Annotated in this window: 21 protein-coding genes; 11 read left to right on the forward strand and 10 right to left on the reverse strand. The window is 71.4% G+C overall.

The window, feature by feature from the left end; all coding sequences use genetic code 11:
• From H5J29_RS03030 to mobF, 4 genes are all read left to right on the forward strand, one after another.
• On the forward strand, positions 1–194 hold a 194-nt coding region (locus H5J29_RS03030), incomplete at its 5' end, for a response regulator transcription factor (protein WP_181779354.1).
• 10 nt (positions 195–204) lie between these two features.
• Positions 205–1,590, forward strand: coding sequence for a phenylacetate--CoA ligase family protein (locus H5J29_RS03035; RefSeq protein WP_181779355.1), 1,386 nt, complete (start codon positions 205–207; stop codon positions 1,588–1,590).
• A gap of 521 nt (positions 1,591–2,111) precedes the next feature.
• A complete protein-coding gene (locus H5J29_RS03040) occupies positions 2,112–2,837 on the forward strand; it encodes a hypothetical protein (RefSeq protein ID WP_181779356.1) in 726 nt (241 codons plus the stop codon).
• Between the two features lie 115 nt (positions 2,838–2,952).
• Complete coding sequence (gene mobF, locus H5J29_RS03045; protein WP_181779357.1) at positions 2,953–7,080, forward strand: MobF family relaxase; 4,128 nt, start codon at positions 2,953–2,955, stop codon at positions 7,078–7,080.
• Between the two features lie 62 nt (positions 7,081–7,142).
• Here mobF and H5J29_RS03050 read toward each other — a convergent pair whose 3' ends face one another.
• On the reverse strand, positions 7,143–7,430 hold the full coding sequence (locus tag H5J29_RS03050; protein ID WP_181779358.1) for a DUF3040 domain-containing protein: 288 nt from the start codon (positions 7,428–7,430) through the stop codon (positions 7,143–7,145).
• Positions 7,431–7,571: 141 nt separating this feature from the next.
• Here H5J29_RS03050 and H5J29_RS03055 point away from each other — a divergent pair, with 141 nt between their 5' ends.
• The gene (locus tag H5J29_RS03055; protein ID WP_181779359.1) at positions 7,572–8,303 is read left to right on the forward strand and encodes a flavodoxin family protein; all 732 of its coding nucleotides are present in this window, start codon (positions 7,572–7,574) and stop codon (positions 8,301–8,303) included.
• A 265-nt stretch (positions 8,304–8,568) separates the two neighbouring features.
• Positions 8,569–9,126 carry a DUF4383 domain-containing protein gene (locus tag H5J29_RS03060; RefSeq protein ID WP_181779360.1) on the forward strand — a complete coding sequence of 186 codons (558 nt, stop codon included), beginning with the start codon at positions 8,569–8,571 and terminating at the stop codon, positions 9,124–9,126.
• Between the two features lie 38 nt (positions 9,127–9,164).
• Here H5J29_RS03060 and H5J29_RS03065 read toward each other — a convergent pair whose 3' ends face one another.
• Positions 9,165–9,458 carry a YciI family protein gene (locus H5J29_RS03065; RefSeq protein WP_181779361.1) on the reverse strand — a complete coding sequence of 98 codons (294 nt, stop codon included), beginning with the start codon at positions 9,456–9,458 and terminating at the stop codon, positions 9,165–9,167.
• Positions 9,455–9,823, reverse strand: coding sequence for an ArsR/SmtB family transcription factor (locus H5J29_RS03070; protein WP_181779362.1), 369 nt, complete (start codon positions 9,821–9,823; stop codon positions 9,455–9,457). The genes H5J29_RS03065 and H5J29_RS03070 overlap by 4 nt, the downstream gene beginning before the upstream one ends.
• Before the next feature lie 227 nt (positions 9,824–10,050).
• Between H5J29_RS03070 and H5J29_RS36090 the strand changes: the two genes are divergently transcribed.
• On the forward strand, positions 10,051–10,287 hold the full coding sequence (locus H5J29_RS36090) for an ANTAR domain-containing protein (RefSeq protein WP_181779363.1): 237 nt from the start codon (positions 10,051–10,053) through the stop codon (positions 10,285–10,287).
• Between the two features lie 224 nt (positions 10,288–10,511).
• On the opposite strand, the gene nhaA is transcribed toward H5J29_RS36090, so the two are convergent.
• From nhaA to tatB, 4 genes are all read right to left on the reverse strand, one after another.
• Positions 10,512–11,861, reverse strand: coding sequence for a Na+/H+ antiporter NhaA (gene nhaA, locus H5J29_RS03080; protein ID WP_181779364.1), 1,350 nt, complete (start codon positions 11,859–11,861; stop codon positions 10,512–10,514).
• 106 nt (positions 11,862–11,967) lie between these two features.
• Positions 11,968–13,686 (reverse strand): chloride channel protein, encoded by a 1,719-nt coding sequence (locus H5J29_RS03085; protein WP_312858031.1) that lies wholly within the window; start codon positions 13,684–13,686, stop codon positions 11,968–11,970.
• Positions 13,683–14,147 (reverse strand): MarR family winged helix-turn-helix transcriptional regulator, encoded by a 465-nt coding sequence (locus H5J29_RS03090; protein ID WP_312858032.1) that lies wholly within the window; start codon positions 14,145–14,147, stop codon positions 13,683–13,685. Before H5J29_RS03090 ends, H5J29_RS03085 begins: the two co-directional genes overlap by 4 nt.
• 40 nt (positions 14,148–14,187) lie before the next feature.
• On the reverse strand, positions 14,188–14,568 hold the full coding sequence (tatB, locus tag H5J29_RS03095) for a Sec-independent protein translocase protein TatB (protein WP_181779365.1): 381 nt from the start codon (positions 14,566–14,568) through the stop codon (positions 14,188–14,190).
• A 236-nt stretch (positions 14,569–14,804) separates the two neighbouring features.
• Here tatB and H5J29_RS03100 point away from each other — a divergent pair, with 236 nt between their 5' ends.
• From H5J29_RS03100 to H5J29_RS03115, 4 genes are all read left to right on the forward strand, one after another.
• Positions 14,805–15,761 (forward strand): ferritin-like domain-containing protein, encoded by a 957-nt coding sequence (locus tag H5J29_RS03100; protein ID WP_312858033.1) that lies wholly within the window; start codon positions 14,805–14,807, stop codon positions 15,759–15,761.
• Entirely contained in the window at positions 15,761–15,979 is a 219-nt protein-coding gene (gene tatA / locus H5J29_RS03105) for a Sec-independent protein translocase subunit TatA (protein WP_181779366.1), read from the forward strand. Before H5J29_RS03100 ends, tatA begins: the two co-directional genes overlap by 1 nt.
• 142 nt (positions 15,980–16,121) lie before the next feature.
• Positions 16,122–16,970, forward strand: coding sequence for a twin-arginine translocase subunit TatC (gene tatC, locus H5J29_RS03110; RefSeq protein ID WP_181779367.1), 849 nt, complete (start codon positions 16,122–16,124; stop codon positions 16,968–16,970).
• A gap of 224 nt (positions 16,971–17,194) precedes the next feature.
• The gene (locus tag H5J29_RS03115; protein WP_181779368.1) at positions 17,195–17,443 is read left to right on the forward strand and encodes a hypothetical protein; all 249 of its coding nucleotides are present in this window, start codon (positions 17,195–17,197) and stop codon (positions 17,441–17,443) included.
• 204 nt (positions 17,444–17,647) lie between these two features.
• Here H5J29_RS03115 and H5J29_RS03120 read toward each other — a convergent pair whose 3' ends face one another.
• The 3 genes from H5J29_RS03120 to H5J29_RS03130 form a co-directional block, all read right to left on the reverse strand.
• Positions 17,648–18,307: an anti-sigma factor family protein gene (locus H5J29_RS03120; protein ID WP_181779369.1), complete on the reverse strand. Its 660-nt coding sequence runs from the start codon at positions 18,305–18,307 to the stop codon at positions 17,648–17,650.
• Complete coding sequence (locus H5J29_RS03125; RefSeq protein ID WP_312858034.1) at positions 18,304–18,873, reverse strand: sigma-70 family RNA polymerase sigma factor; 570 nt, start codon at positions 18,871–18,873, stop codon at positions 18,304–18,306. Before H5J29_RS03125 ends, H5J29_RS03120 begins: the two co-directional genes overlap by 4 nt.
• Before the next feature lie 53 nt (positions 18,874–18,926).
• Positions 18,927–19,343, reverse strand: a 417-nt coding sequence (locus H5J29_RS03130; RefSeq protein ID WP_181779371.1) for a sortase domain-containing protein, incomplete at its 5' end; no start/stop codon positions are given.

A 19,343-nucleotide genomic window follows, 5' to 3' on the forward strand; every position in this document is an offset into this window, starting at 1 on the left:
GGTGGTCGGCGCGGGAGATCGGCGCCGAGCTGTTCATCGGGGAGCGCACCGTCGAGGGCCATCTGGCCCGCGCCTACGCCCGGCTCGGGGTGCGGTCGAAGGTGGAGCTCGTCGCCCGGGCCGGCGAGCTGGGCCTCCGGTCACGTACCGGACCACGTACCGGTACGCCAGACACGTCCGCCCGGCGTTCGTAGCGTCAGCGCCATGACGACGGACACCGACACCGAGTACGAGGCCCTCCGGCTGCGCCACCTCGCGCGGGCCGGGGAGCTGCTGCCGCCGATGCTGGACAGGCTGACGTGGCCGGCCGCCGACCTCGCCCGACACCGCACCACCGAGCTGCGCAGGCTGCTCGGCGTCGCGCGGGAGGCCTCACCGTGGCATCGCGCCCGCCTCGCGGGCATCGACCTCGACCGCATCGACGAGTCCGACCTCACCACCCTCCCGGTGATGACCAAGGACGACCTGATGGCGCACTTCGACGACATCGTCACCGACGACCGACTGGACCTCCGCACCGTCGAGGACCACCTCGCCTCCCTCGACGGCGACGCCTACCTGTTCGGCAGGTACCACGCGGCCGCGACGGGCGGGTCGACCGGCCGCCGCGGCGTCGTCGTCTTCGACTGGGACGCCTGGGCGACGTGCTACTGGACGGTGCAGCGGCACACCATCCGGGCCCTGCGCCCCGACGCCGACACGCAGCGGGTCGCGATGGTCGCGAGCTCGGCGCCCACGCACATGACGCGGACGCTGCCCCAGACCTTCTCGACGGGGCGGGTCGAGATCCGCCGCTTCCCGGTGGCCACCCCGCTCGCCGAGATCGTCGCCGGGTTGAACGAGTACCGGCCGACCACGATCGTCGGCTACCCGTCGGCACTGCACATGCTGGCCGCGGAGGCCCGCGCCGGGCGGCTGCGGATCGCCCCCACACGGCTCGACGGGACCGCCGAACCGATGCTCCCCGAGATCCGCGCCGCCGTGGAGGAGGCGTTCGGGGTGCCCGTCGGCAACAACTGGGCACTCACCGAGGGCGGCGGCTCCGGGCAGGCCTGCGCGGCCCTCGGCATGCACCTGGCCGACGACCTCCTGATCGTCGAGCTCGTCGACGAGCAGGGCCGCCCGGTGCCGCCGGGGACCCGCAGCGCGAAGGTCTACCTGACGAACCTCTTCAACCACGCGCTGCCGCTGATCCGCTACGAGGTGACCGACCAGATCGAGCTCCTCGCCGACGAGACCGGGTGTCCCTGCGGCAGCACGCACCGGCGGATCGCCGACCCCTTCGGGCGCCTCGACGACGTCTTCGACTACGCGGGCACGCGGGTGCACCCGAACGTCTTCCGCGGCCCGCTGGCCCGCCGCCGGGAGATCGTCGAGTACCAGGTCCGGCAGACCCCCGACGGGGCGGCCGTGACCGTCCGCACCATCACCGAGGCGCAGGGCCTCGACCCCGCGACGCTGGCCGCCGACATCGCCGCCGAGCTCACCCGCGTCGGGGTCACGGCCCCCCGGATCACCGTCACCGAGGTCGCGTCACTACCCCGGAAGACGTCGGGCAAGCTCGTCCGCTTCGTCCCGCTCGCCCGCTGAGGCCGGTGCCGCGCAGGCCGCCGGGTCAGCGGTAGTTGGTGAAAGCTCATCTGGGAAGACGTGGCGTGGGTCGATTCGGTCGATCATACCTCTGACCTGGGGATTCAGCTTTCAATGCGTCTCATGGGATTGCGAACCCTTCGGTCGCAATCTGTGCCGGATCTGTGCCGCGATCTTGCTCGGCACAGTCCACTGTGATGCGACAGGTCCGGGCGCTGCGGCGTGCCGGACCTCCGGCTGCCGGAGCCCTCCGTGGACCACCCCCGCCCGACTGGCCTCACCTCGTGCTGCACCGTGCAGCACGATCTCACCCTCACCGTCTTCTGCCCGCGCGCCGCCCGCTGCGAGATCTGCGGATCCGCCGCAGGGCTCGATGTGATCACCGTCGAGGCGCGCGCCGGCATCCTCTGTATGACTGCGTGCCGCAACTGTGAACCGGCACCGAGCCGTCTCACCGACACCGCGGTGCGAGCCGCCGCCCACGCGACCCACGTCTGCCCCCGAGCGACTGTGAGCGAGTCGTGAGCGGCGCCGATCGGCTCGTCGAGGCCGCCGCCGAAGCAGCTCGCCTCCGCGCCTACCAGACCCACCTGGACGTCGTCGCGCTCGGCATCGAACGGGTGCGAACACAGGTCGAGCGGATGGCCTGGGCGGGGATCGCCCTGGGCCTGCTGTTCACGATGGCCAACGTCCAACAGTTCGCGGCAGGCGACGCGGAGCCGTGGTCGCTCGCCTGGTGTGCCGCGTGGCTCCTCGACCCCATGGTGTCGCTGGTCCTGTTGGCGCTCATCCGCGCCGAACAGGTCACCTCCCGCTACCGCGTGGTGATGGGAGCGTGGGTCTCTCGAGCCCGCCGCTTCTGCCTGGCCGCCACCTACGCGATGAACTGCTGGGAGGCGTGGCTGGCGCTCGACTGGCGGCTCATCGCGCTGCACTCCGTGCCGCCGCTGCTGGTCTTCGTCACGGCGGAGGCCATCACCCAGGCCCGCAACGGGCTGACCGACGCCGTCTCGGTCGCCCTCGCGGAGCCGGGGCCCGAGCCCGAGGCCCAGGACGTCGCAACGACCCCGCCCGAACCCCGGAGCGAATCGGTCGGCGAGCGCGCCGCCGCTCTCGTCGCTGCCGGGCACGGACGAGTCGAGCTCCAACGCCGACTCGGAGTCACCGAACACGCCGCCAAGCAGCTCGTCAAAGCCCATCGAGGCCAGAGCACCAACGGCCACGCACATCAGAGCGAGCGTCCATGAACGAGTGCACGAGCTCCGCCACTGATCAACAACCTGAGATCAAGAACCCGAGCACACCGATGCATCACGATTCCCAGGGGCGGTCGCGCCGCGGCCGAACAGCCGGTGAGCGGCCGTGCTGAGTCTCCAGCCCGGCCACGACACGTCCTACCTCACCGGCGCCGTGGCCGGCGGACGGGAGGGCTACTACACGGGCGCCGTGGCGACCGGCGAGCCGCCGGGACTCTGGTACGGCGCTGGGGCCGAGCAGCTCGGACTCCACGGCGAGGTCAGTGCCGAGATGATGGAGGCGGTCTACACACATCTGCTCGACCCTCGTGACCCGGCGACGGCGTCCCGCTCGACGTGGGGTGAGGCGGCGCCGCTCGCCTCTGCGCACAAGCGCTACCGGTCGGCCGAGGAGACCTTCCGCGATCTCCTGGCTGCGAACCCTCACGCGGGCCCGGAGGAGCGGGCCGAGCTGCGCACCAGGGCGCAGCGATCGGCCCGCCAGGCCGTCGCGTTCTACGACGCCACGTTCAGCGCGCCCAAGTCCGTGTCCGTGCTGGGCGTCGCCTTCGAGCGGGCGGAGACCGACGCCCGCGCCGCGGGTGACGCGCGGGCGGCCGAGGCATGGGGCACCCACCGACGGGCGGTGGAGGAGGCGGTGATGGCCGGTGCCCGGGCGAGCGTCGACTACCTGGCCGAGGTCGCCGGGTACGCCCGCGTCGGTCATCACGGGGGAGGCGCCGGGCGCTGGGCGGACGCCCATGGGTGGGTCGTCGCCCAGTTCCTCCAACACGACTCCCGCGACCGGGATCCCCAACTCCATGTGCACCAGGCGATCCTCAACCGGGCTCCGTGCGCCGATGGGACGTGGCGGGCGATCGACGGGCGGGCCGTCCATGACCATCGTGGAGCGGCGGGAGCGCTCGGTGAACGCGTGATGGAAGCGCACCTGAGCCGTGCTCTCGGCGTCGCCTTCGCGCCACGACCTGACGGGAAGGGCAGGGAGATCGTCGGCATCAGCCAGGACGTCCTCGCGCTGTTCTCCCACCGGCGTCGGGCGGTCACCGCGGAGGCGTCACGGTTGATCGCCGCATTCACCGAGCGCTTCGGACGTGAACCCTCCCCGCTGGAACGAAGCCGACTCGCCCAGCAGGCCACGCTGGCGACCCGCTCGGCGAAGCGCCGCAACGGCGAGGACCTCGGTGCACGGCTGGACAGATGGGAGCGGGAGTCGAGGATGGCCGTGCGGGGTGGACTCGCACAGATCGCCCGTGACGTTCTCGACCGGGGCCAGGAGAGTCCTGGAGCAGATTTCTGGTCGCCGCAAGACGTCGTCGAGCGTGCGCTCGCGACGGCGACGGGCAGGCGCCAGTCGTGGTCGCGCTCGGACCTGATGCGCGCCGTGTCGGACTCGCTGCCCGGCGACCTGGACGTCGCGCCGGAACGGTTGCGAGAACTGCTCGACAGGCTGACCGCCCAGGCTCTCGATCAGGCTGTTCACCTCTCAGTGACCGAGACGGCCGAGAATCTGCCCGCCGAGCTGCGACTCGATGACGGGCGATCCGCCTACCTCCGCCCAGGTGGCGAGCGGTACACGACGGCCGATCACATCGTGGCCGAACGAGAGTTGCGAGCGGCCGCGATCGACCGAGGCGCCACCGCCCTCACAGAAGAGGCCGCGTCGGCGGCGGTGGCCCGCTTCGCCGCGTCCGGTCACCGCCTCGGGGTGGATCAAGCGGCGGCGGTCCGAGGCGTGCTCTCCTCCGGCGCCCGCTTGGAGATCCTCGCGGCGCCTGCGGGTACCGGCAAGAGCTTCACTGTCGGCGCTATCGCCGAGGCGTGGGCCGCTGCGGGCCATACCGTCATCGGACTGGCCCCGTCGCAGGTCGCCGCCGACGTTCTCGCGGACGAGGGGCTCGACTCGACCAACATTGCCCGCTGGCTCCGATCGGAAGCCGACCTGGTCCCCGGGGCTCTCGTCGTGGTCGACGAGGCCGGGATGGCGTCGACGGCCGACCTCGCTGCGATTCGCCGGCGGGTCAGCGCAGCGGATGGGAAGGTCCTGCTCCTCGGCGACCCCCGCCAGCTCGCGGCGGTCGGCCCCGGAGGGGCCTTGGCCGACCTGGCTGATCGCGGGATCACCTACCGCCTCGCCGAGGTGCGGCGCTTCTCCGAGACGTGGGAACGCGAGGCCTCGCTCCGCCTGCGCGAGGGAGACGAGACCGCCGTAGCGGATTACGAGAAGCGCGGACGGCTCCTCGACTGTGGCGCTCGCGAGCAGACGGAGGCCGCCGCGGCCCGAGGATGGCTGGCCGACACTCTCGACGGGCGAGAGTCCCTGCTCGTCGTCGGCTCGAACGAATCGGCCGCACATGTATCGGCTGAGCTCCGTTCACAGCTCGTCGATCTGGGTCTGGTCGAAGCGCGCGGCGTCGAGCTCGGACGTCAGGGCACGGTCGCCGGAGTCGGTGACCTCGTTCAGGCGCGCCGGAACGGCTGGGAGCTGCAGGGGCTCTTCGGCAACGCCCGTGCACCGATCAACCGGCAGACCTACCGGATCGCCGACGTGCTGGACGACGGGGGAGTCGTCGTCACGGAGCGCGACGGCACGACTCTCACCCTCCCTGCCGCTTATGTGTCGCGTGATCTCACGCTGGCCTACGCCACCACGGTGCACGCGGCGCAGGGCCGCACCGTGGACACCGCACACGCCGTCGTCGAACACGGGACGGATCCGGCGGCGATCTACGTCGCCCTGACGCGAGGTCGTGATCGGAACTCCGCCTACATGGTCACCCGGAGCACGCCGGACGACTCACCGCCCGGCCAGACCACGACCGTCCAACGCCGGGCAGCTGCAGCCGTCCTGTCCGGATGTCTCGACCGAGACCGTCGGGACCAGGCGGCGCTCGCCGAGTTCGAGGAGTCGCAGGCGCAGTCTCAGTCCATGCAGCGGTGCGTCGACCGGATCGCCGACGGCGTCGCGATGGCGACCGCCGGCCGGCTGTCAGCCCAGCTGGACCGCCTGGTCGAGGCCGCGGCGCTGGACGGCGACCAGCGAGTCGCCCTGGCTGCCGATCCCGCGCTCGGCGATGTGGAACGACTGCTGCGCTCGGCAGAGCTGGCTGGTCATGATCCTGCAGACCTCCTCGGCCGGGCGGTGGGTCTGCAGTCCCTCGACTCGGCGCGTTCGCCTGCCCAGGTGCTGTCCCATCGCCTCCGCACGGTGCTCGATGCGGACCTACGGCCACGGATCCGGAGCGCGAATGACCTGGTGCCCGACGGTCTCCCCGACGCGTGGCAGCAGACCCTCGGCCGGCTTGCCGACGCTGCCGACGACCGCCGCCATGCCCTCGGAATGGAGACGGCCCACCGAGCACCGCAGTGGGCGGTCGAGGCGTTGGGTGCGGTCCCGGAGGATGCCGACGACCGTCGTGCGTGGGAGGAACGAGCCGGTTGGGCGGCTGCATATCGCGAAACCGCAGGTCACGACGACCCAGTGGATCCGCTCGGTCCCCCGCCCCCGTTCGGTCTCGCGGAACGCACGGCGATGTGGCGCGCGGCGCACCAGGTCCTCGACCTACCCACCCGTGGAACCGAGGAGGCGGAGTGCAGCGATGGGCAACTTCGGGTGCGGGTCGCGGCGATGGAACGAGAGGAGGCCTGGGCGCCCGCCTACGTCGCCGATGAACTCGCGGACGCCCGCAGGCAAGCGGAGGCCCACCGTGTCGACGCCCGGCTCTGGGAGGCGCGATCCGTACGGTCTGACAACGGCAGCTCCCTGCGGACGGCTGCCGACGCAGCCCAGCGGGAGGCGAACTCGCTCACAGAGCGGATCGCCGAACTCGAGAAGATCGACGACGCGCGAGCCGCCTGGTATCTCCACACCCTCGTGACTCGCGACCGGGCTACCAGGGCGCGAGCGGAACTCGCCTCGCGCGGCATCGATGTTGAGCACCCACGAGACCTGGTGCGAGCCGAAGACTGGCTCGACGATGACGGCAGGACGAGGACCGACGACCTGCAAGCGCCGAGCACCCGTCGAGACTCTGGCCGGACGGAGCCGCTCTCAGACGCCACCACCGAGGCGGTCCGCGTAGCCCAGCGTGCACTCGACACCATCCATGTCCGCGAGCTGTTGGATGATGCCCGCGAAGCCGAGGAACTCGACTCAGCCTGGTCGTGGGTCCGCAGAACGAATACCTACTCGGCCGATACCACAGAGCGGAGCGACGGGATGGAGCTCGGTCGGTAGATCACAGGTGCCAGTGGAGAGCCGCGTCGAGCTCGTCGCGGCAGCCGGCGTCTAAGACCCCGTCAACGGCGTGCCCGGGGCCGTGAGCGACGAAGCGTGGGTCCCTGGTGGCTGATCAGGGCCCAGCCGACGAGGGCGACCGCGGCGAAGATCAGGATCAGGGCTGCGCTGAACGTCGCCACGCCGACGAGGACCATGATCAGGCCCAAGGCGACGAGTCCGATCCCGCCGAACATGACCCAGAGGTCCTCCGGTCGCCGCCGCCGGAACTGAACGGCGAACTGGGGATCCTCCGAGACCAGCTGCCGCTCGATCCGCTGGAGCGCCCGGCGGTCCTGGTGACTGAACATGATCACTCCGGGTCTCGAGTCGACGACGGGTACACCGTCCGTGCCGTACCTGGTCGTTGTTCGCCTTCAGGGGCCGGCCGGTTCACCCCGAGCATCGTCTCTGCGGCGGTCGAGAGGACATGCGAGCGCTACGGTCCGTCGATGAGTGACACGATCCCGGACTTCAGCGACCTCTCGGCCCTCTTCGTCAACACGACGCTGACCCGGTCGCCGGGCGCCAGCCACACGCAGCTGCTGGTCGACGCGAGCGCGTCGATCATGGCGGCGCAGGGGGTGCGGGTCGATCAGTTCCGCGCGGTCGACCATCCCATCGCGACGGGGGTGTATCCGGACATGCGGGAGCACGGCTGGGAGGTCGACGCCTGGCCGGAGCTGTTCCCTCGTGTGCTGGCCGCGGACATCCTGGTGATCGCGGGGCCGATCTGGTTGGGCGACAACAGCAGCGAGACGAAGAAGATCATCGAGCGGCTCTACGCCCACTCCGGGGAGCTTAACGACCGCGGCCAGTGGCTGTACTACGGCAAGGTGGGCGGCTGTCTGATCACCGGGAACGAGGACGGGATCAAGCACTGCGCCTCCAATGTGCTCTACAGCCTGCAGCACATCGGGTACAGCGTCGCGCCGCAGTCCGACGCCGGGTGGATCGGTGAGGCGGGGCCCGGCCCGAGCTACGGTGACGAGCTCGAGGACGGGTCGCGTGCCGGGATCGACAACGAGTTCACCCAGCGCAACACCACCTTCATGACGTGGAACCTGCTGCATCTGGCTCGGCTGCTCCGCGACGCGGGCGGGTTCCCCGTGCACGGCAACTCGCGTCGGGACTGGGACGCAGGAGCCCGCTTCGACTTCCTCAATCCCGAGTACCGGTCCTAGCAGACCTTACGCGGCGGTGACGAAGTCCTTACCGACCGGGAACGACCACGTCCGGACCGCCCGCGAGGTCCCACCATCGACTCATCGGGTCGATGATCGGCCCGCGACGGAGGTGGGTCGACGTGGACACGAGACACCCGGACGGGGACGGCGTCGCGAGGTCGGGACGGGGACATCCGGTCCACGTCGTCCATCGGGTGGGGGCCCTGCTGACCGGAGTGTTCCTGGTGGTGTTCGGGGTGGTCGGGGCGCGCGCGGACTGCCGATGGTGGACCGGCAGGGGGCGATGGTGCTGGGTCTGTCCTCGAACGGGCTGCTGGCCTGGGTGTCCGTGCTCGCCGGGGCGATGCTCGCCTGGTCGGGTCTCCGTCGGGGCAGGCTCGCCTCGACCGTGTCGGTGGCGAGCGGGGCGCTGTTCCTCGTCGCCGGCCTGGCCAGTCTCGCCGTGCTGGGCTCCGCCATGAACGTCTTCGCCTTCCGGGGCGTCAACGTGGTGTTCAGCGTGGTCGTGGGCACGATTCTGGTGCTGACGGGCTCGTACGGCCGGTTCACCGGGAACGTGCCCGACCAGAGCCCCTACAGCCACGACGTCCCGGAGGGCGAGCCCGGCCTGACAGTGGCCGAGCGCGACGACCGGCTCCACCACAGGGCCGCGATCGAGGAGCTGGCTGAGGCGGAGCGGGCCGAGGCGCGGCATCACGCGACCCCCGAGCAGCGCCGTCGGCTCGCGGCCGCCGCGGGCGAACGTTCCCACGACGACCGTCGACGGGCCTGGGAGGGGTCGGCCCCGACAGAATCCGGCACCCCGCGCGGTCCGCAGTGACCCGGCCGACGGCGGCCCTCCCCAGTCGTCGGGGAACCTCACATCGACTGCGCCTCGTAGACGCGGACGCTCTCGATGATCGGCATGGTGGAGACCATGGCCTCGGCCTCCTCCAGGTTCTCGGCGTCGATGAGGCAGTAGCCGACGAGCGGTGAGGGCGAGTCGAGGTCGAGGTCGGTGCGTCCGGTCCTCGTCACCTCGATGCCGCGACCGAAGGGGCTGCCCGGGTCGACCATTCGAGCGCCGACGGAGGCGAACCAGTCGCCCCACGCCTGCCGGACCTCCCGGGTCGGAGCGGTGAACCCGTAGGTCAGCACGAGGAACTTCGTCATGAGCCGGTCTCCTGACCTTCGTCGGTCACGGTGTCCGAGGGTGGGGCGACACCGAGGTAGCGCTCGTAGTTCTCGTAGGTGGCCTCGTCCGATCCCCAGTAGGGGTGGAACTGCCCCACCCAGTCCTGAAGCTGGTGGAGGGCCTTCCGTTCCAGGGTGAGGAAGGTGGTCCGGCCTCTCTTGTGCCGGTGGACGAGGCCTGCCGACCCGAGGACCTCCACGTGCTTGTGAATCGCGGGCAGAGACAGCTCGCGCATCGCGGCCAGCTGGTGGATCGCGTGAGGTTGCTGGCCCAGCGAATGGACGATCGCGCGCCTGTGCGGGTTGGCCAGAGCGGCCAGGACTCTGTCCAACGGGTCCGGCATCCGGCTACCTCCCAGGGCAGAAGGTTAACCAATCGGTGAACAATCGGCAAGGTTGAGGCGGGTTGGGCGGCCGACGGCTGATGCCTCACTTGTGGGGTCATGGCGTCGGCGACCGAGGCCGCCTCGGGGACGCGACAGGGCTACTGTCGTCTCAGCCGCCCGAGACCCCGGTTGCCATCCGTTTGCAGGACTTCCTGCGCGGCCCCGGAGCAGAAGGTGTGACCGGCGTGACGGACGACGGCGTGATCATCAGCGGAATCATCGACCAGGGCCTGCTCGAGGCGGCGGAGGTGCATCAGGCGGCGGGCATGGTCATGGCTCAGCTCGGTATGACCGCAGCGGGGGCCATCGCCCTGCTCCGCGTGGAGGCGCTCGTGACGGACCAGCCGTTGTCCCACGTGGCTGACGAGGTCGTCGCGCGCCGACTGCGGCTCGGACCGAGGTCGGACCCGCCGCCGCCCTGATGCGGACTGTCGGCGTGACTCCGGTCGACGGCAGGGGAGTGGCCGGGCCCGCCGCGGATCAACGCCGTCGGATCACCAGGAGCGTCAGACCCAGCAGGACGAGTACGAACACCAGCTCCAGGAGCACGGTCACCACGAGACCCTCACCCGCGTCCTGATCGGTGATCGCTCCGAGGTCGTCGACGGACGGATCCGGGGAGGTAGGCCATGGTGGTCGACATGGCCTACTCGCCCTGCCGGGAGGGGTGGTCGTCCATCGTGGACCGCTCCGGCTCCGGTGACTGCTGGTAGACGTCCGGGATGCCGTCGGCGTCCGCGTCGACGGCCTCCTCGGCGCACAGCCGTCGGTAGTGGGCGTTGCGGATCCGCAGGACGATCGTGGCGAGGAGGGCGGCGATCAGCGAGCCGACCAGGACGCCGATCTTGACGTGGGCGTCCCGGTCGGAGCCCGCGCCGTAGGCGAGCTCCCCGATCAGGAGCGAGACGGTGAACCCGATCCCGGCGAGCATCGCCAGGCCGAGGACGTCCCACCAGCTCAGCCCCTCGGCGAGGCGGGCGCGGGTGAAGCGTTGCACGGCCCAGGTGGCGCCGAACACGCCGACGGTCTTGCCGACGACGAGCCCGACGACGATGCCCAGCGCCACGGTGTCGCCCAGCGCGGCCCCGAGACCGCCCGAGCCGGTGACGGCCACTCCCGCGGCGAAGAAGGCGAACACGGGGACCGCGACCCCGGCGGACAGGGGGCGGATCCGGTGCTCGAAGTGCTCGGCCAGTCCGGGGCCCGGCCCCTCCGCCCGGCGGACGACCGGGACGGTGAACCCGAGCAGCACACCCGCGACCGTCGCGTGGACGCCGGACTCGTGCACGAGGACCCAGGTCACGACGGCGAGCGGGATGAGCAGCCACCAGGACCGGACCCGGCGCTGCACCAGGACGGCGAACAGGGCCAGCGGGATCAGCGCGAGTCCGAGCGCGAGCAGGTTTAGCGAGCGGGTGTAGAAGAGCGCGATGATGACGATCGCCAGTAGGTCATCGACGACCGCGAGGGTGAGCAGGAAGATCCGCAGCGCGGCCGGGAGGTGTGTGCTGATCACGGCCAGCACCGCGAGGGCGAAGGCGATGTCGGTGGCGGTGGGGATGGCCCATCCGGACGCGGCCCCGTCCGTGCCGCCCAGGGTGAAGGCCAAGAAGATCAGCGCCGGCACGGCCATCCCGCCGACCGCCGCCGCCACCGGCAGCGCCGCGCGGCGGGGGTCCCGGAGGTCACCGGCCACAAACTCGCGTTTCAGCTCCAACCCGGCCACGAAGAAGAAGATCGCGAGCAGGCCGTCCGCCGCCCAGGTGGACAGCGGCAGGTCGAGGTGCAGCGCAGCCGGGCCGACCCGGACGTCCCCGAGCGCGAAGTAGGCCTCCGCCCAGGGGGAGTTCGCCCAGGCGAGGGCGATCACGGCGGCGGCGACGAGCAGGATGCCGCCGGTGGTCTCCCGGCGGAGGACCTCGCTGATGCGGCGGGCCTCCGGCCAAGAGCCCCGCTCGAAGAGCGTCCGGCGTCCGTTGCGGGAAGGGGTGGTCACGGCGGCTCCTCGGGGGTCGACTCAGACGTCGCCGACCAGACTTCCCGGCACACCGCGGATGACAGTAGCCGTCGCAGCGCCGCAGGTCGCGGTGAGACGGGTGATCTCACACGACGGCGCGCCCGTAGGCGCCGAGGACGTCGCGGTGGTCGATCCAGCCCACGAGCTCCCCGTCGGGCCCGGCGAGGACGGGCAGCCCGGTGGTCTCGTGCCGACCCAGGGCCCGCAGCGCGTCGTGCAGCGAGTCGCCTGCCAGGACGGTCGGGAGCCGGACGGCCAGGTCGGCAGCGGTCCGGGGTGTGTCGTTCGCGCCGCCGTCGATCTCGGTGGTCAGCACCGTGCCGAGGTACGCGCCGTCCGGGCCGCGCACCGGGGCCACGCCGCCTCGGCCCGCGGCGATGTCCCCCACGTGGGTCTCGGCCGTGACCGAGTCGGGGACGGGTCTCATGGCCTGGCCGACGGTGAGGGCGCGCAGCAGCCCGTCGGCGCGGGAGTCGTCGTCGATGTCGATGCCGCGGCGTAGGAGCTTGAGGGTGTAGATGGTGTCGCACGAGATCAGATGGCTGAGCCCGGTGGCCAGGGCCACGGCGGCCATGAGCGGCAGGATGATCGAGTACTGGCCGGTCAGCTCGAACACGATCAGCACCGCGGCGATCGGTGCGTGGCTCGCGGCGGCGAACACCGCGGCCATCCCGACCAGGCCGAACGCCCCCGGCGACAGGCCGAGGCCCGGGAAGACCCCCTGGGCGACGAAGCCGAACGCCGTGCCGAGCATGCCGCCGACGAACAACGACGGGGCGAACACCCCGCCCGACCCGCCGATGCCGATCGTCAGGCTGGTGGCCAGCATCTTCCCGACGAGGAGCACGAGCAGGAACCCGATGGCGTACCCGCCGGAGATGCCCTTCTCGAGCACCGGGTAGCCGACGCCGTACATCTGCGGCAGCGCGAGGAGCACCCCGCCGAGCAGGAGGCCGCCGACGGCGGGACGCAGCCACTCCGGACCCCGCCAGACGTGGTCGCAGAGGTCCTCGACGAGGTACAGCACTCGAGAGAAGCCCCAGCCCGCCACCGCGGCGAGCAGCCCGAGGAGGGCGTAGAGCGGGAGCTCGGCGGCGGACCCCAGCGAGTAGGCGGGCAGCGCGATGATGTGGTCGTCGCCGACGATCGCGCGGGCGATCACGTTCGCGGTGACCGAGGAGATCACCACGACGCCGAACGCCTCCGCGGAGAACGCCCGCAGGATGATCTCGAGGGCGAAGAACACCCCGGCGATCGGTGCGTTGAAGGTCGCCGAGATCCCGCCGGCCGCGCCGCAGGCCACCATCAGCTTGAGTCGGTGGTCCGGGACCCGAAGCCACTGGCCGATCGAGGAGCCGAGTGCCGACCCGATCTGGACGATCGGCCCCTCGCGGCCGACCGAGCCGCCGGTGCCGATGCACAGCGCCGAGGCCAGCGACTTGACGGCGGCGACCCGGGCCGGGATCCGTCCGCCGTTGCGGGCGACCGCGACCATCACCTCGGGGACCCCGTGGCCGCGGGCCTCGGGTGCGAACCGGTACACCAGCGGCCCGTACAGCAGCCCGCCCACCACCGGGGCGAGCAGCAGGAACCAGGGGCCGAGCGCGGGCAGGTGCAGGCTCGCGACCCGCCCTGCGTCGCTGAAGTCCTCCCGACCGGTGACGAGATCGGTGATGCCGAGGATCAGGTACCGGAACACGACCGCACCGAGCCCGGCGCCCGCCCCGATGATCAGCGCGAGCCCGACCAACCCGGACCGACTGCGGGTGAGCCAGCCGTGCGCGCGGCCGACGACGGTCCTCACGCGACCACCGCCCAGTCCGGCTCCGGGACCTCGCCCGCGGCGGCGGCGAAGGTGCGCAGCGCCTGCACGACCAAGCTCCGCTGCGCCGCCGACAGGGCGCCCAGCAGCCCGGCGAGCTCGGTCCGCCGCCGTCGGGTCACCTCGTCGACCAGGTCGCGACCGCGATCGCTGAGCAGGACCTGCACCTCTCGCCGGTCCTCGGCGACGCGCTCGCGCACCGCCAACCCGCGAGCGACGAGCCGGTCGCACATCCGGGTCGCCGTCGACGGGGTCACAGCGAGCGCCACGGCGAGGTCCACCGGACGGCGCGGCCCGTGCTGGGCGAGAACCACCAGCGCCCGGTACTGGGGGAGTGTCACGTCCTCGTCGACCGCCGCCACGGATCGGGCGACGACGGCCAGCAGAGCGCGGCTCGCCGACATCACCGCATCGATGACCTCGTCCTCGGAATCTCGTTGCACAGGGACATCATTGCACTGTGCAACTCATCCGGCGAGCCGGTCAGGTGGCGTCGGCGTCGAAGGGTGGGCGAGCGGCGACGGGGGCCGAGGGGGAGGCCGCTGGTGGGGCGGTGTCGGACTCCGATGGTTGCGGGTCCGGTCGAGGCGGGTCGGCGTCGTCGCGCAGTAGGGCGTCGACCATGATCCGGCGAGGGTCTCTGCCGCGCAGGGCACGCAGGTCGGCGAGGGGTTGCCGGAGCTCGTCGAACTCAGGACCGAGCTCGGACCGGAGCCGGTCCTGGGTGCCGGACGCGAAGCCCTTCACCTGCTGGATCGATCGGCCGAGCCACGCCGCGGCCCCGGGGAGCCGGTCGGGGCCGAGGATGAACAAACCGGCGAGGACGATGACCAGGATCTCGCCCCAGCCGACACTGTCGAACACTCTGCGGAATGTAGAGCAGGGCTCGTCTCACCTTTTTCCGGGGTGTTTTCGAGATTACCTTCGGATGATCTAGAAATGCGGTTTTCACTCGATCGGGTGATGTCTCTCCAACCGCTGTCTCGTTGGGTCGACAAGCCGAAGACGCATGTCGTCTCCGGTGCGGTCGGGACCAGAGGGCACTGGTCGGGAGCGCATGGATCACCATCACTCAGGTCACGACACACTCTGGAGTCAGCGTGTTCGAGGGTTTCAATCAGACGTTCGTGAAGAACGCGATCAACCGTAGTTCCGAGAACTCGGTCGACCGCCGCCGATTTCTGCGGGCCGCCGGGATGACCGGCGCGGGCGTGGCGGGCCTCGGCCTGGTCGGGGCAGGCACAGCGTTCGCCACCGATCGGCACAGCGAGGGCGCCGAGCAGGGCCCCAGCGACGCCGCCGTGCTGAACTTCGCCCTCAACCTCGAGTACCTGGAGGCGGAGTTCTACCTGCGGGCGGTCACCGGCGAGGGTCTCGGCCCGGGCCAGATCGAGGGCACCGGCAAGCTGGGTGGCGTCAAGGGCGGCCGCAAGGTCAAGTTCGAGACCAAGCTCGGCAAGCAGTACGCCGAGGAGATCGCAGGCGACGAGCTCGCCCACGTCCGGTTCCTGCGCACCGCGCTGGGGGACGCGAAGGTCGCTCGGCCCGCCATCGACCTCGATGCCGCGTTCACCGCCGCGGCGACCGCGGCCGGGGTGATCAAGGCCGGTCAGACGTTCGACCCGTTCGCCGACGAGAACAGCTTCCTGCTGGGCGCCTTCATCTTCGAGGACGTGGGCGTCACCGCCTACAAGGGTGCCTCGCCCCTGGTCGCCAACAAGACCTTCCTCGAGGCGGCCGCGGGCATCCTCGCGGTCGAGGCCTACCACGCCGGGCTCGTCCGCACCGTGCTCCTGTCGAAGGGCCTCGAGGACCCGGCCGGGAAGATCTCCGACGCCCGGGACTCGCTCGACGGGAAGACGGACCTCGACCAGGGCATCGTGACGGTGACCGGCAAGGCGAACATCGTGCCCACCGACGCGAACGGGATCGCGTTCTCCCGGACCCCCGGCCAGGTGCTCAACATCGCCTACCTCAACCCGGCCAAGGTGACCTCGGGCGGGTTCTTCCCGCACGGTGTCAACGGTGAGGTCAACAGCAGCGACGCGAACAGCTGATGGGCGCCTTGAGCCCCACGCACTGGCTGATCGTGGTCGGTGTGCTGATCCTGCTGTTCGGCGCGAAGAAGCTGCCCGACATGGCCCGCTCGGTCGGGCAGTCCGCTCGCGTCTTCAAGGGTGAGATGAAGGGCCTCAAGCAGGATTCCGGAGCGGAGGCGACCGGTGCGGAGGAGGTCGTCTCGGTGACGGCGCCGCCCGCCGACCGTCACCGCTGACCCGAACCCCTGCTGATCCGAAACCTTCAGACGGCTCGGCCCGCCGAGTCTCGAACCAGTCGAGAGCAGGTACCTCCTCGTGGCCCTGTCGCGGGCTCTTCCGCTCGGCCGTGCCGTCCGCCGGGCGGGTGCGGACGGCACGATGAGCGTGATCGACCACCTGTACGAGCTGCGGGACCGCCTCGGCGTGGCCGTCGTGGCGATCCTGCTGACGACGGTGGTCGGCTACATATGGTTCGAGGTCGGCTTCTTCGGCGGGCCGAGCCTGGGCTCGCTGCTCAAGGAGCCCTACTGCGCGCTGCCCGCGGCCTCGCGGGCGGTGTTCACCGCCGACGGTTCCTGCACGCTGCTCGGCACGGGACCGTTCGACCAGTTCATGTTGCGGCTCAAGGTCGGCGGCACTGCGGGGATCGTGCTGGCCTGCCCGATCTGGCTCGCCCAGATCTGGGGGTTCGTGACCCCTGGTCTGCACCGCCACGAGCGACGCTTCGCGCGGGTGTTCATCGCCGCGGGTGCGGTGCTGTTCGTCGGCGGCGCCGTGCTGGCCTACCTCGTGGTGTCCCAGGGCCTGGCGTTCCTGCTCACCATCGGCAGCGAGGTGCAGACCACCGCACTGTCGGGCGACTCGTACTTCTCGTTCGTCATCGCGCTGCTGCTGATCTTCGGGGTCAGCTTCGAGCTGCCCCTGCTGGTGGTCATGCTCAACAGGATCGGGCTGCTGTCCTCGGCCACGCTGCGCCGCAGCCGCCGCGGGCTCCTGATGGGGCTGTTCGTCTTCGCCGCGATCGCGACCCCGGGCCAGGACCCGATCTCGATGACCGCCCTGGCCGGGGCGCTCGCCGTGCTGTTCGAGGCGGCGATCCAGGTGGCCCGGCTGCACGACCGGCGCGCTGCCCGCAGGCGCGAGCTCGAAGGATGGGACGATTGGGACCCCGACGCGCCCTCGCCCATCGACACGGCACCGAGCCGGCTGGACGCTCCGGGAAGCTGAGATCTCGAACCGGCTCCGGCCACGATGCGAACTCCTCGACGGGATCTCAGGCGAGGGAGGGAGGCATCCTGGACGGGCTCGAGCGAAGGGTCTGGACGATCACGACGGGAGCCGACCCACGGTCCGCGCCGGAGTGGGTCGCCTATGCGTTCGCGGTGAGTGTCTGTGACCTGCGCCCGGGTGAGTGGGCGGCCTGTGAATGCCCGGGATGTGCGGAGCCGTTCATGGTCCGGCTGCCGTCGCTTCCCGCTCCGGGTTCCGAGCAGACCGCCCCGGTGACCTCGGGCGACGAGGTCGTCGTCTGCTGTCCGTTCGCCTGCGGCTCCGGCGGGGTGCGCGTGCTGTCCGGGTTCCTCGTCGGAACCCGGCGCGGCCCGGCGGACTTCACGATCGCCCGGCGCTGTCCGTACTGCGCGGTGTCCACCGTCAGCGACCGCCCGAGCGTCAGCTGCCCACTCTGTGCGGGGTACTGACCCCGCCTGAGCGGCGTGCCGCCGACGCCGGTGAGAAGCGCCTCAGCGACCGGGGATCGTCCAGCCGCCGTCGGCCATGACCGCCTCGACGACGACGTTGTCGCGGTAGTGCCCGATCGTGCGGTCGAAGGTGCCGCCGCAGGTGACCAGGCGCAGCTCGGGGGCGGGGGTGCCGCAGGTTGGTGGCGAGCTGACCGCCCGCCGTCAGAGGTCGGCGTGGACGACGACGCTGCCGTCCGGGGCGAGGACGTCGAAGCCCGCCGCCTGGGTGCGCAGGACCGACGTGTTCAGGTTGCACACCATGGGTTCGGGGCCGGTGCCGATGAACGCGCCCGCCTCGACCGTGCGCCCGGAGTCGTCGACGACGACGACCCGGTAGGCGGTGCCGGCGTCGAACCCGTCCGCGTCGAGGGTGATCTCGATGCCCCATGTGTGCGGGACGACGGTGGCGGAGGCCTGCACCGTGCTCGCGAGGGTCCGGAGGGCGACCGTCTCCCGGGGCACCGCGGGCCCGGTGCCCGCGATGAATCCCACGCCACCACCGACCAGGGCCGCGACCAGGACGGCCGCGGCCATCGCCAGTGCGGGCCGACGGGTGGCCGGGCGTGGGACGGTCCGGGTCCGGGCCACGATGCGGTCGGCCAGTCCGGGTGGGGGCACGGGGGTGTCGTCCAGCGCGGCCGGGTCGACCGCGCGCAGGGCCACCGCGACCGACTCGAGCTCGTTCAGCTCGGCGCGGCAGGCCGGACAGCCGTCGAGGTGGGCGCGCAGCGCGGTGGCCTCGGCGTCGGTGAGCCCACCGAGCGCGTGGGCGCCGAGCAGTTCGCGCAGCGCGCGGTGGCCGTCGTTCCCGGACCGGGTCACTGCTCGACTCCCATCTCGTCCATCGCCAGTCTCAGTGCCTTCATGCCGTAGAAGATCCTGCTGCGCAGGGTGCCGATCGGGATCCCGAGCTCGGCGGCGACCTCGGCGTAGGCCCGACCGCGCAGGTGGGTGGCCACGATCGCCTCCCGGTGTTCGGGTCGGATGCGCCGCAGGGCCTCCTCGACCACCCAGGCGTCGACGACGGCCTGGTCGGCGGCGTCGATGACCGGGGCCGCCCGGGACTCCTGCGGGCTGTCGGTGAGCGTGCGGCGCCAGGGCCGGGCCGCGACCCGGCGGGACTCGTCGACGACGGCGTTGCGGGCGATCGCGTAGAGCCAGGACCGCAGGCTCGCGATCTGCGGGTCGTAGGTGTCGGCGCGCCGCCAGGCCCGCAGGAACACCTCCTGCACGACCTCCTCGGCCGCCCCCTCGTCGCCGAGCTGGCGCAGCGCGAACCGGAACAGCTCGGCGCCGTGCGCGGCGTAGGCAGCCCGCAGCCCCGGCTCGGTGTCCAGCCGCTCGGCCGGACGGCCCGGGTCGGGGCCGCGCCGGATCAGTCGGCCCACCACTCCCATGACATCCCCCCTCGGTGGACGTACGGACCCGACGCCGCCCCAGTTCACGCGCGGCTCGCGTGGACGACGAGGTTGTCGGTGTAGCTGCGTGCACCGCGGTCGAAGTCGCCTGCGCAGGTCACGAGCCGGACGACGTCGTCCGCGGTCGCGCCGAACACCGCGAACGTCGGGAACGCGTCCTTCGGGACCTGCTCGATCCGCTCGACGACGTACCGCTCGACGGTCCCCGCGCGCCCGATCTCGACGACGTCGCCGGGGGCGAGCTCGCGCAGCCGGTAGAAGACCCCGGGCCCGGACGTCGAGTCGACGTGGCCGAGCACGACGGTCGCGGCGCTGCGCCCGCCGCCGGTGAACCAGCCTGCCTGCGCGTAGTCCACGGGAACCTCCGCGCTGCCGTCGGCGGCGATCCCGAGTGGGGTCAGTGTCGAGTCGACACCGAGGGACGGGATCCGGATCGCCTC

Origin of the sequence: Pseudonocardia pini, assembly GCF_013870575.1 — a bacterium.
GTDB lineage: Bacteria > Actinomycetota > Actinomycetes > Mycobacteriales > Pseudonocardiaceae > Pseudonocardia > Pseudonocardia pini.

Excerpts from the sequence above, each read along its gene's own strand:
- H5J29_RS03115 (WP_181779368.1), top strand. The coding sequence starts at position 17,195 with ATGGTCCGGCTGCCGTCGCTTCCCGCTCCGGGTTCCGAGCAGACCGCC.
- tatC (WP_181779367.1), top strand. The coding sequence starts at position 16,122 with ATGAGCGTGATCGACCACCTGTACGAGCTGCGGGACCGCCTCGGCGTG.
- H5J29_RS03065 (WP_181779361.1), bottom strand. The coding sequence starts at position 9,458 with ATGACGAAGTTCCTCGTGCTGACCTACGGGTTCACCGCTCCGACCCGG.
- tatA (WP_181779366.1), top strand. The coding sequence starts at position 15,761 with ATGGGCGCCTTGAGCCCCACGCACTGGCTGATCGTGGTCGGTGTGCTG.
- H5J29_RS03070 (WP_181779362.1), bottom strand. The coding sequence starts at position 9,823 with ATGCCGGACCCGTTGGACAGAGTCCTGGCCGCTCTGGCCAACCCGCAC.
- H5J29_RS03055 (WP_181779359.1), top strand. The coding sequence starts at position 7,572 with ATGAGTGACACGATCCCGGACTTCAGCGACCTCTCGGCCCTCTTCGTC.
- H5J29_RS03035 (WP_181779355.1), top strand. The coding sequence starts at position 205 with ATGACGACGGACACCGACACCGAGTACGAGGCCCTCCGGCTGCGCCAC.
- H5J29_RS03050 (WP_181779358.1), bottom strand. The coding sequence starts at position 7,430 with ATGTTCAGTCACCAGGACCGCCGGGCGCTCCAGCGGATCGAGCGGCAG.
- H5J29_RS03060 (WP_181779360.1), top strand. The coding sequence starts at position 8,569 with ATGGTGGACCGGCAGGGGGCGATGGTGCTGGGTCTGTCCTCGAACGGG.